The organism is Amycolatopsis sp. N2S4-7 (assembly GCF_058119595.1).
On sequence record NZ_CP172299.1, the window covers coordinates 6,961,667 to 6,973,227 of the forward strand.

Annotated in this window: 6 protein-coding genes; 3 read left to right on the plus strand and 3 right to left on the minus strand. The window is 71.9% G+C overall.

The genetic code is table 11. The features are described from left to right. Window positions 1-47: 47 nt before the first annotated feature. Window positions 48-2,381, minus strand: coding sequence for a chitobiase/beta-hexosaminidase C-terminal domain-containing protein (locus tag ACH54P_RS33000; protein ID WP_489907211.1), 2,334 nt, complete (start codon window positions 2,379-2,381; stop codon window positions 48-50). Between the two features lie 268 nt (window positions 2,382-2,649). On the opposite strand from ACH54P_RS33000, the gene ACH54P_RS33005 reads away from it, so the two are divergent. Together ACH54P_RS33005 and ACH54P_RS33010 are read left to right on the plus strand one after the other, a co-directional pair. After that, the gene (locus ACH54P_RS33005) at window positions 2,650-3,876 is read left to right on the plus strand and encodes a S53 family peptidase (protein WP_489907212.1); all 1,227 of its coding nucleotides are present in this window, start codon (window positions 2,650-2,652) and stop codon (window positions 3,874-3,876) included. A 69-nt stretch (window positions 3,877-3,945) separates the two neighbouring features. Next, the gene (locus tag ACH54P_RS33010) at window positions 3,946-4,587 is read left to right on the plus strand and encodes a hypothetical protein (protein WP_489907213.1); all 642 of its coding nucleotides are present in this window, start codon (window positions 3,946-3,948) and stop codon (window positions 4,585-4,587) included. Here the strand turns inward: ACH54P_RS33010 and ACH54P_RS33015 are convergent. Next, window positions 4,576-7,380 carry an alpha-L-fucosidase gene (locus tag ACH54P_RS33015; RefSeq protein ID WP_489907214.1) on the minus strand — a complete coding sequence of 935 codons (2,805 nt, stop codon included), beginning with the start codon at window positions 7,378-7,380 and terminating at the stop codon, window positions 4,576-4,578. The genes ACH54P_RS33010 and ACH54P_RS33015 overlap by 12 nt on opposite strands. Before the next feature lie 156 nt (window positions 7,381-7,536). Between ACH54P_RS33015 and ACH54P_RS33020 the strand changes: the two genes are divergently transcribed. Beyond that, the gene (locus ACH54P_RS33020) at window positions 7,537-8,421 is read left to right on the plus strand and encodes a sigma-70 family RNA polymerase sigma factor (protein WP_489907215.1); all 885 of its coding nucleotides are present in this window, start codon (window positions 7,537-7,539) and stop codon (window positions 8,419-8,421) included. Here ACH54P_RS33020 and ACH54P_RS33025 read toward each other — a convergent pair. Next, window positions 8,390-11,557, minus strand: a complete 3,168-nt coding sequence (locus ACH54P_RS33025) for an RHS repeat domain-containing protein (protein WP_489907216.1) — start codon at window positions 11,555-11,557, stop codon at window positions 8,390-8,392. The genes ACH54P_RS33020 and ACH54P_RS33025 overlap by 32 nt on opposite strands. Window positions 11,558-11,561 lie beyond the last annotated feature (4 nt).

The following is an 11,561-nucleotide window of genomic DNA, read 5'->3' on the forward strand; positions in this document are numbered from 1 at the left end:
GGAGGCCTCCGCACCGGGGTCGGGTCCGGTGCGGAGGCCTCCGCCGATCAGGGGTAGCTCACCACGTTCACCGGCACCGTGCCCGAAGGCGTGACGCCGCCGGTGTCGTTGATGACGTGGGTGATCGTGCCGCGGTAGTTGAGCGAAACCGTCAGCAGGCTGTGGAACCGGACGCCGCTGTTGTTCGGCACTTCGAACGCGTGGTAGCTGGACACCGCCGGGTTCGTGTCGAAGAAGCAGTAACTGCCCAGCCCCCACGCCTCGTGCGACGTCACGTTCGAGGCGACCTTGTAGGCGGCATACCCCGCGACGCCCGATGGCGCGTTCCACGACGCCTGGTTCGGCACGTCGTAGGGCATCTCGTTCTGGAAGAAGATCGTCCGCCCTCCCTGGCCGTTCCAGATCACCTGGTACTTCTGGTAGTGCTCGACGAACAGGCCGGTGGCCAGCACGTTCGCGCCGTTCACCACGAGACCCGTGTCGGCCGTGTTCGTGGTCCAGCCGACCGTGCCCGCGTTGCCGTGGTCGGCGCGCCACGCCCAGATGTGGTCGATGATCGTGTTGGCGCTGTTGACGATCAGGCTGTTCGTCGCCTTGCCCGCGATCTGGCCGCCGATGCGGAAGAAGACGTCCTGGACCGTCGTCGGGTTCGCGGCGTGCGACGCCGACGACCCGGACTGCCCGACCGTCAGCAGGGCCTGCGAGTTCGTCGTGCCGGCGTCGAAGAGCAGGCCCTTGAGCCGCACGCCGTCCACATCGGACACCTGCATCGCGTTGACGCCGTTGTCGGGCACCAGCGTCGGGTAGCCGATGCCGAGGACCGTCGTGTTCGCGCGGGTCACGTTGAGCGTCTGGTTGAGGTGGTAGATGCCCGGCGTGAAGAACAGGTCGCAGCCGGCGGCGAGCGCGTTGTTGATCGACGCGGCCGTGTCACCCGCCTTCACGACGTAGAACTGGCTCATCGGCGCCGACGTGCCCGGGGTGCTGCCGCTCGCCCAGCTCGGGCCGGACGCGTTGGTCCGCAGGGACGGCAGGAACACGCGGTACTTGCCGGTGCCGTCGACGTACAGGTAGGGCACGTCCCGCGAGACCGGCGTGCTGGCCAGCGTCGTCTCCGGCGGGTTGGGGAACGTGTTCGCCGGCGCGCCGCTCGTGCCGGAGAAGACCATGTTCCACACGCCGCCGTTCCAGCTGCCGAGGCTCGAGTCGCGGGTGTACCACTGCTGCTGCGACACCGACGCGGCCTGGCCGGACACCTTCGAGTCGGCGATGTAGCCGCCGCTGGCGTAGCCGTAGCTCGCCGGGTACAGCTGCAGCCCGCCGCGGATGTCCATCCGGCGGAACGGCGCGGCCTGCGCCACCGCCCAGCGGTCGTTGCCGCTGGAGGGGTTGACGGCCATGTTCTCCGCCGAGCGCCAGAAGTTCTGCAGCGCGACGCCGTTGTCGGAGGGGTTGAAGGCGTCCACGGTGATGTCGCCGTTGATCACGACGCCGCCGGGGTTCTGGCCGAGGCCCGCCACCGAGGTGTAGAAGCCCACGTTGTCGTGCACGTTGTAGGTGCCCGGCTTGAACAGGTGGGCGACCCGCCGGTCGGCGAACTGCGCGGTCAGCGTGTCCTTCTGGTTGTTGAAGTCGGTGTCGAGCTGCGCCTGGATCGTCGCCGCGGACATGCTCGGGTCGAAGATCCGCACGTTCGGCCCGAAGTTCGGGGTGTCGGACTGCGTCGGGCAGCCCGCCTGCGTGCCGATCGTGTAGCTCGCGCTCGACACCGGGGAGTCGGCCGAGCCGGACTTCGTGGCGATCGCGTTGACCGTGCGGGACGTCGGGACGCTGATCGGCCCGCTGTAGACGGGGGACGACGCGGTCGGCGTCGATCCGTCCACTGTGTACCGGATGGTCGCGCCGGCGGTGGCGCTCGACAGCGTCACGGTCTGGGCCGTCGAGTAGGTGCCGCCGGGCGGGCTGAACGCCGGTGCCGCGACCGTGCTCGTGCCCCCGCCCTGGGTGTAGCTGAAGTGCGGCGTGTCGTACTGCGGGCCGCTCTTCTCGTAGGTGAACCAGTAGTCGAGCACGGTGCCGGTGCTCAGACCGCCCACGGTGTAGCGCCAGGTGCCGGAGGAGTTCGTCATCCGGACGTTCTGCTGGCCGACGCCGGGGACGCCGGTGTAGTGGACGTCGACATAGAGCGCCGGGGTTGTCGGGGTGAAGCTGAGCTGCGCCTGCGTCGCGCTGACCTGCGCGGCGCTCTGGGTGTAGTCGTCGGCCGCGAGGGCGGCGGGGGCGTTCAGCCCGGCCGCCACCAGCAGCGCCGCCGCGGTGAGCGCGAGCGTGGCGAGAGGGCCACGCCGGCGTCGTCGAAGCTTCTCAAAGGTCCGGTTCACGCCGTGACACCTCCGCCGTTGGGGATCCACGAGCATTTGTTGCGAGTCACAACAAAGTAGCTCCCGCTCAGCGAGGCTTCGATCACTTTTTGGTAACACTTGTCTGGACCAATGCCTCGATCGGGGGAGACGTTCTGTGACCGATCGTCCGGTTTGCCGGGTGGTGGGCGAAGGACTGAACCGAGAAACATCCGTCGAGCGGGTGACCACGATCGTGTGACATGCGACGATCCGGTGCCACAGAACGGCCCCCGACCGAGGAGTCCGATTGGCCCCTTCCCGTGGCAAGACGCTCGTCCTGGCCCTCCTCCTCGCGGCGGCTCCGCTCGCGGTCGCCGCGCCCGCGGACGCCACGCCACTGAGAAGCGGCGGGCTCGTCGACTTCGGCTGCGCGACCGCCGGGAAGCTGCACTGCCTCGGCAAGGCGATCCGGTCGCCGAAGGGCTCCGGCCCCCTGCTGACGTCGACCCCGGTCGGCTACGGGCCGGCCGAGATCCAGGCCGCGTACCACCTCGGCGGGCTGCAGGCCAACGGCCGCACAGTGGCCATTGTGGACGCCATGGACGCGCCGACCGCGGAAGCCGACCTGGCGAAGTTCCGGGCCGCGCGCGGGCTCTCGCCGTGCACGACGGCCAACGGCTGCTTCAAGAAGGTCAACCAGAACGGCGCGGCGAGCCCGCTGCCCGCGCCCGACTACGGCTGGGCGATGGAGATCAGCCTCGACCTCGACGCGGTGTCGGCGACCTGCCCCGACTGCCACATCCTGGTGGTGGAAGCCGATTCCCCGGACACCGATCCGCTGATGACGGCGGTGGACACGGCCGCGGCGACGCCGGGGGTCGTGGCGATTTCCAACAGCTACGGCGGGACCGAGGACTCGACGATCCTGGGCGCGGACGCCCACCTGAACCACCCGGGCATCGCGGTCACGGCGTCCTCGGGCGACTCCGGCTACGGGGTCAGCTGGCCGGCGTCGTCGCCGTACGTCACGGCGGTGGGCGGCACGACGTTGAAGAAGGCGTCCGGGACCGCGCGAGGCTGGTCGGAGACGACGTGGAAGGGCAGCGGCAGCGGGTGCTCGGCGCTGGAGCCGAAACCGGCGTGGCAGCACGACACCGGGTGTGCGAAAAGGACGGTCGCCGACGTCTCGGCCGTCGCGGACCCGGCCACCGGGCTCGGGGTCTACGACACCTACAACAGCTGCGGCAGCTCGTCCTACTGCGATCTGCTGCTGTCGCTGGGCCTCCCTCAGGGCGCCGACGGGTGGGTGCAGGTCGGCGGGACGAGCTTGTCCTCGCCGGTGGTCGCAAGCGTCTACGCGTTGGCGGGGAACGCGGTCACCGCGGGTTCGTACCCGTACGCGCACACGGCTGGGTTGTACGACGTGACTTCGGGTTCGAACGGCAGCTGCGGCGGGACCTACCTCTGCACGGCCGGGCCCGGGTACGACGGCCCCACCGGGCTCGGGAGTCCAAACGGGACAGCCGGGTTCTGAGGCGCCACGGACGGGTGACGTTCGCGTGCGGCGTTTTCGCCCCCGCCGTCCGGGGGTAAGGATGTCGGCATGCTGGACACCGAAGTCCTGTCGCGGACGCCGCCGCGGACGCTCGACGTCCGCACGCCGCTCGGCGCCGTGCGGTTCGCCGTGCGCGTCGACGGCTGGGACGTTCCCGCGCAGCCGGAGCTCACCTGGGGCCTCGGCTCCGGAGCCCGGCTGTGCCGGTGGCGGCACCCGTCCGTGCGGCTCGACGTGCTGGCCGGGTCGAGCGTGCCGCGGCTGCCGGCCGGGTTCCCCGCCGTCACCCGGGAGGTCACGATCTTCCGGGTGCTGGCCAGGGAGACGGTCAGCGAGTTCGTCGTCCAGGCCGAGCTGGCCGGCGCGCCCGCGGACGCCGGCATCTGGGAAAGCGCCTTCACCGCCGAGACCGCCGACGCCGTCGTGAGCGTCGGCGGTCCCGGCGCGGAGGTGCTGCGGCGCTGCTCGCGAGCCGGGCAGCACGTCCCGCCGTACTGGTCCCGGCTGCTCGCCGGCGACGCCGTCGTGCGGACCGGTGGCCGGCTCACCTGGCAGCTGCCGGTTGTCGAGCGCGGGGACTACGCCGAGGTGTGGGTTTCCGTCGCGTGGAGCGAACCGAGCGAGCACCCGGGCACGTGGCTCGCCGTCGACATCGACCCGGCCCGGGTGCTGCGCGAGCTAACCCACTGAAATCCGGTCGAGGTCGGGCGCGCCGCTCGCGTCGTTGCCGATCCTGATCGTGTTCGCGCCCGCGTTCAGCGTCACCGGGATCGACGTCGTGTACGGCGTGTTGTTGCCGACCCCGCTGACCTTGACCGCCACCGGCGCGCCGCCGTTCACCGACACGGAGTACGACCGGTCGCCGTTCACCGTGAAGTCGAGGTACAGCGGGTACGACCCGGCCGCGGGGACCGTGACGTCCGGGAACAGCACCGCCGCACCCGGGCTGCCGCCGATGTTGCGCACCTTCTGCCCGCCCGAGCACGCCGAGCAGCTGGTGACGCCGGCGTCGCCGATGTCGTTCGCCGAGTCCTCCGCCTCGCGCATGAACACCCGGTCCGCCGGGCGCGGCTTCACCTGCACCGGCTTGCTCACCGACTTCGCGCGGCCGAGCGTGGTGAAGGACGCCGTCACCGGGATGGTCACGTCCTGGGCGACCGGGGAGGTCACCGTCCAGGAGCCGCTCAGCACCTGGCCGAGCCCCAGCCTGGCCGTGGTGACCGGGGCGCCGGTGACCGTCCAGCCCGCCGGGACGACCGGCGCCAGCGACACCTGGTCGATCGGGTTGTCGACGTCCAGCCGCAGCGACGCCGTCACCTTCAGGGACTGCCGGCCGGGCGAAACCCACTGCACGCCGGCGGGTTGCACGGTCAACGTCGTCTTCGGCGTGTACGACTCGGGTGGCAGCGGCGCCACGGCGATCCGGTCGAGGCCCACCGTCCCGGAGACCTTGATCGTGTTGCTCCCCGCGTTCAGGGGCACGGCGATCGCCCCCGGCGCGCTGACGGTGATCGGCGCGGCGCCGTTCACGCTGACCGACAGCGAGCCCGGGCCCGTCGTGTCCAGCTGCAGGCGGGACGGGCCCGCCGCCTGGACGTCGCGGAAGACGACCGCGCCGCGGTCCAGGCCGGTCACCGCGTTCGTGCCCGAGCACGCCTCGCACCACACCGGCGACGCCTTGCCCTCGAAGCCGTTGCGCCACGACTCCGCCTCCAGCGGCAGCTCGCCGCGGGGATCGGGGTAGCCGTAGGCGACGTCGACCTCGTCGAGCGCCAGCTGGTGGTAGTACGGCTTGGCCTGCGGGCCGGACCACGTGTTCAGCACCTCGAGCCGGAGGTACCGCGCGTGGACTTCGCCGACGTCGATGAACTGCACCCCGCGGTTGCTCGGCAGGGCGCCGGTGCGCACGGTGCGCCAGTTCTTCCCGTCGTCGCTGGCGTGGACGCGGTAGTCCTTGATCCGCGCGGAATCTTCGGCGCGGCCGAAGGACTCCCGCGCGTACGTCGGCGACGACTCGCGCTCGTGCACCGCGAGGTAGGCCGTCGACCGCTTCCGCCCGAGGTCCAGCGTCACGGACACCGGGAGCTGCCCGCCCGCGTCCCAGTGGTTCAGGTAGCTGCCGTCGACGAGGTTCGCCGCCGAAGCCCCGTTCGCCGACGCGGTCGCCTTGATCGTGCTCTTGTCGTAGAAGTACTGCTGCCCGGCCGTGTCCACTTCGAACACCGTGTCGTAGGTGTCCCAGTCCTTGATGTCCAGAATGGACAGGTAGCCGCCGGACTGGGCGAACCGCATCGGCTTCCCGGTGCGCAGGTCGGCCACCCCGGTGACGCGGTAGCCGTTGTCGCGCAGGCGCACCAGGTTCGTCGACGGCCGCGTGACGACGTGCACGTACTGCGTCTTCGCCCCGGGCTTCACGGTGATGACGCCGTGGGCGCCGTCGTTCCAGAAGCCGGGTTGCAGGCCGCCGTACATGTACCCGCCGCCCTCGGTGCCCTGCAGCGACTCGCGGATCGGCTGCGTCCAGGACGCCATGAAGTTGTTGAACGCCTCCTGCTGCGGCGGGAACTTCCCGTTGAGCATGGCGGTTTCGGCCATCAGGGACTTGATCGACGAACCCGCGTTCGTGATGTAGCGGCCGGTGGAGAGCCGGAAGTCGACGGCCTGGTCGCCGCCGCTGTACCACCAGTCGCCGTTGGTCGGCAGCTTGTAGTCGGCCTCGGTGAGCCGCGGCATCGGCGTGTAGACCGCCTGCGGGTAGTCGTAGGACGGGGTCATACCGGTCTTCTGCTCGTTGCTGACCGTGTCCATGATCGGGGTGTCCTCGTTGTTGTTGCTCAGCAACCAGGACGGCCGCTTCTCGCGGACGCGCTCGTAGAGCCCGTGCTGCTCCCAGTACTCGTTGTCGTTGTCGATCCAGAACCCGGCGAGGCCGGAGTAGCGGTCCATGACCTCGTCGAACAGGTCGTAGCCGAACTCGCCGAAGCCGGGGCGGGTGGTCAGGTCGACCGGCTTGCCCTTGTACGCCGAGTAGGCGGCCGAGTCGAGGGATTCGTGGCCGGTTTCGTTGTGCCACTGCGGGTTGTCGGTCATGTAGAGCATGACTCGGACGCCCTTGGCCTGGCCCGCGGCGATCAGCTCACCGAGGAAGTCGCGCTGCGTCGAGCAGCTGCCCGGGATCTTCGACGGCCACGGCCGCGCGTAGCCCAGCCGGCTGTGGAAGGTGGTGAGGACGACGTACGAGGCGCCGAGCTTCTTCGCCTCGTCGATCCAGTAGTCCGGCGTCCAGCCGCCGTCGGTGACGTCGCGCTCCCAGGCGGCGCAGTCGGTGTGCCGCGGCGCGGTGAACATGCCCCAGTGCAGGAACAACCCGGCTGTCGAGGACCGCAGCCAGTCCTGGCGCGGGTGGTACAGCTCGCCGCTCGCGGGGCTGATCAGGCTCGCCAGCAGCGCGAAGACCGCGGCGAGGCAGGTGAGTGCTCTCATGGCTCTCCTTCGTCCCGGAGAGATCCGATGATTGCTAGGTCATATATCGTACGTCAAGGGAAGATGCCGCTCATCGGCACACAGTCGTCAGACCTGTCACAAACTCGACGGGCGAAACGTCAAGGTGGTGATCGCCCCCGAACGAAGGATCGCCCCGTGACTGACCCGGACTGGCTGGCCCGCCGCTTCGAGACCCACCGCGACCACCTGCGGTCCGTCGCCTACCGGATGCTGGGGTCGCTGAGCGAGGCCGAGGACGCCGTGCAGGAATCGTGGCTGCGGCTGAGCCGGAGCGACGCCGCCGCCGTCGAGAACCTGGGCGGCTGGCTCACGACGGTCGTCGGGCGCGTCTGCCTCGACATGCTGCGTTCGCGCAAGGCCCGGCGCGAGGAGCCGTGGGAGGCCCTCGTGCCCGACCCGATCGTCAGCCGGGACGACGCCGGCCCCGAGCACGAGGCGCTGATGGCGGACTCGGTCGGCCTCGCGCTGCTCGTCGTGCTCGACACGCTCACCCCGGCCGAACGGCTGGCGTTCGTGCTGCGGGACATGTTCGCGATGCCGTTCGAGGAGATCGCGCCGATCATCGGCCGCTCGGAAGCGGCGGCCCGGCAGCTGGCCAGCCGCGCCCGGCGGCGGGTGCAGGGCGCGCCGGTCGCCCCGGACCCGGACCTGGTCCGGCAGCGCGAAGTCGTCGACGCCTTCCTGGCGGCCGCCCGCGGTGGCGACTTCGACGCCCTGGTGTCGGTCCTCGACCCGGAGATCGTGCTGCGCGCGGATCGCGGCGCGGCCGCGGGCGGCTCGCTCGAGGTCCGGGGCGCGGCCCAGGTGGCGAACCAGGCCCTGACGTTCTCGCGGCTCGGCGCCGGCGGCGGTGTGGTGCGGCGGGCGCTGGTCAACGGCGCGGCCGGCGTGGTCGCCACGCGCGACGGCCGCCCGTTCTCGGTGCTCGGGTTCACGGTGGCCGGCGGGCGCATCGTGGAGATCGACATCCTGGCCGACCCGGAACGGCTCAGCCGGCTGGACCTGGCCGTACTGGACTGAACCCGTCGACCACCGCGCCGGTCTCGTCCGTGACCAGGGCGACCCGGTCGTGTTCGTCGAAGTGCAGGTAGCGCCGCCTGCCGTCCGCGTACTGGTGGACCGTGTCCGCCACCACGACCACCAGCTCGCCGTCCTCGATCGCGTACAGCTCGTCCGGGGTCAGCACTTCGTGGACGCGCGTGCCGTTGGTGGTCAGGGTGCGGATCCGGCGGCCGGTGTGGTCGTAGCCGTACAACGCGTTGACGCCGTCGCCGTGCACCCCGCGCAGCCGGCCGAACGCGTCCCGGATCTCGCTGCCCGACGGCGTTTCCGGGTCCGGCCCCGGCCCGATGTCGCGCAGCAGGCCGCCCGGGCCGGTGAGCAGGTGCCGCCCGCCGGAGAAGTGCTCGCTGACGCCGTTCGCGTAGTGCACCGCGATGCGGCGGCCGTGCAGGTCGTAGTGGACGGCGTCGACGAAGCCCGGCACGCTCACCAGCCTGCCGACCTCGTCGTACTGGTGGCGCACGGTCAGCCGCCCGTCGCCGGCGTCGGGGTAGACGACCTCGTCGAGCCGGCCGTCGGCGCGGCGCGCCACGTCCAGGCGGTACTCGACGGCGACGTGCGCCGGCCGCCAGCGCTTCTCGGCCGGGTGGCCGAGGGCGTCGTAGCCGAACAGGGTCACGCCGGTTTCGTCGGCCACGCGCACCAGCCGCCCGCAGCTGTGCGGCCCCGCGCCGAACGGCACCGGGAGCCCGCCGTCGTGGTAGGTGAACGTCGTGACCGGCGTCCCGCGCGGGTCGTCGACCAGCACGGCGACCACCCGGCCGGCCGCGTCGTGGACGCGGAACACCGTGTGCCCGTCCGTGGTCCGCGACTCCACCGGGTTCCCGGCCGCGTCCCGGACGTGCACGACGCCGTCGGCGTCACGCAGCTCCCGCCCGAGCAGGTCGCGGACACCCGGGGAGCCGCGGTGGGCTTCGCGGGCCTTCCCGGCCGGCCGGCCCAAAGCGTCGTACCGGAACGTCGACGGCGTGCTGCGTGGCCCGCCGTCCCGGAACGCCCGGCTGGTCCGGCACACCAGGCCCCGCGCGCAGTACTCGTGGTGCTCGTCGACGACGTCGCCGAGCAGCTCGGCGTGCCGTCGCTGCAGCAGCCGGCCGGCGCCGTCGCGCAGCTCCGCCGTGACCAGCACCTCCGCCTCGCCGGACACCGCACGCTGTTCCGTGGTGACCCGCACCGGCCCGCTGTGGTCGTAGCGGTACCGGATCGTCGGCAGGTCCGCCGAGTCGCCCGGCCGCACGACGGTTTCGGGGCGGCCCAGCGGATCGTGGGTCACGATCGTCACCGCGCCCGCTGAATCGACCACTTGGCAGACCCGGGCCGTGCGGACGTCGTGCCGCGTGACCGTCACGTTCCCGAGCGGGTCCGTGGCCACTTCGGGGAAGCAGCGGTCGGCGGAGTAGCGCACCTCGGCGGTGTGGCCGAGCGGCCCGGTCGTCGTGGTGCGCAGCCCGGTGACGGTGTCGAGCCGGCCGTGGAACGTCGTGACCCACCAGCCGTCCTCGCCGGGGCGGCGGTGGAAGCCGTGGTGCCGGAGGTCCGGCGGGACCGGGCCGTAGACGTCGGCGACGAGCTCGTCGGTGAGCACCAGCTCCTCCCGCGCGGTCAGCAGGCCGTGCGAACCGGCGCGCCCGTCGGGCTCCTCGTCGTACCGGAACACCTTGTCGGACAGCACTTTCCCGGCGCCGTCGACCTCGCGCACCCGCGCGGGCAGCGCCGCGAACCGCTGTTCGGGGTCGGTCGCGTACGTCGTGCGGGTTTCGCGCACGACGGGGTCGCGGCCGGGCCGCTCGGTCGTCTCCACTTCCCGGGCCGGGTTCCCGGCGGCGTCGAAGGCCGTCTCCGTCGTGGTGACCGAAACGGGCCTGTCGCGGCGCTCGAACACCGTCGTCACCGCGCGTGTCCATTGTGGACGTCTGGTGTGCTCCACCCGGCGGTACGGCCGGTCCGCCCGTGACGAGCCGTCGAGGCCGTAGGTCTCCTCCTTGCGCAGCACCCCGTCGTCGCCGAACCAGCGCACGGTCCGCAGCGTGGGCGCGTGCTCGTCGCCCAGCTCGTCCTGGACGACGCGGCCGAACCCGGTGAACGCGTGGGCGTCGTCGAACCGGCCGTCGTGGTACTCGAACTCGGTCACGCCCACGTGGCCGGTGACCGTCTCGCGGAGCGAGACCCGCTGGACCACCGGGATCGTCTCGACGGTCGTGTACTCGATCGCGGTCCGCAGGCCGGTGCCGTTGTCGATCTCGCTCAGCCGCCCGGTCCGGGGCACGTCTTCGAGGGAGTGGTACGGCACCGGGTCGTCGGCGTCGAGCAGGAGCACGCCCTGCCCGGCCCGGGCGTGCGCGGCGAACTGGACCCGCCGCGCCGCCGGGGGTTCCGTCCGGGCGTAGGCCAGCCGCAGCACGGGCGCGGCCGCTTCGGCACCGCGCGCGTCGAACCCGGTGAGCGCGACGGACGTCAGCAGGGACGCGCCGGTGACGTCGTCGGTGTCGTAGCCGAGGGTCCACCGCCGGACGAGCGGCCGGTCGTCGCCGGGCACGCGCAGGTCGATCCGGGCGCACCGCAACGCCGTCGTGACGAGGGTGCCGCCGCTTCCCCAGCGCAGCACGTCCGGCCGCGGCTCGTACGTGAAGTCCACTTCGTACGGTCCGTAGGCGACGCGGGCGAGGTAGGCCTGGCCGCTGTGGTGCGTCCAGCCGAACGTCGCGGTGTTGCCCAGCGCGTCCTCGGTCCGCTCCAGGTACCAGGCGGAGCCGCCGGCCGGGCCGAGGAAGTGCCGGACCCCCGAACGGGTGGTGAGCAGGAAGCCGTCGCCCCGGCGGGCGAGCCTGCCCTTCGCGCCGGAGCGCGCGCGGCCGTCGTCCGGCCGGACCTGCGGCAGCGGCAGCGCGAACCCGCCGCCGAACGGGCCGTTCGGCGCGCCGGTCGTGTGGCGCAGCGCCAGCGCGGGGGCGATGCCGCCGGGCCCGGGCGGCAGGTCGAGCGGCACCGAGAAGCGGCCACCGCCGGTGGCGGGGACCGGGGTGAAGGACTCGCCCGGTCCCCGGACCGGCGCGGGCCGGGTTGCCTCGTGCGCGCTCGACCCAAGCGGAACCATGTGA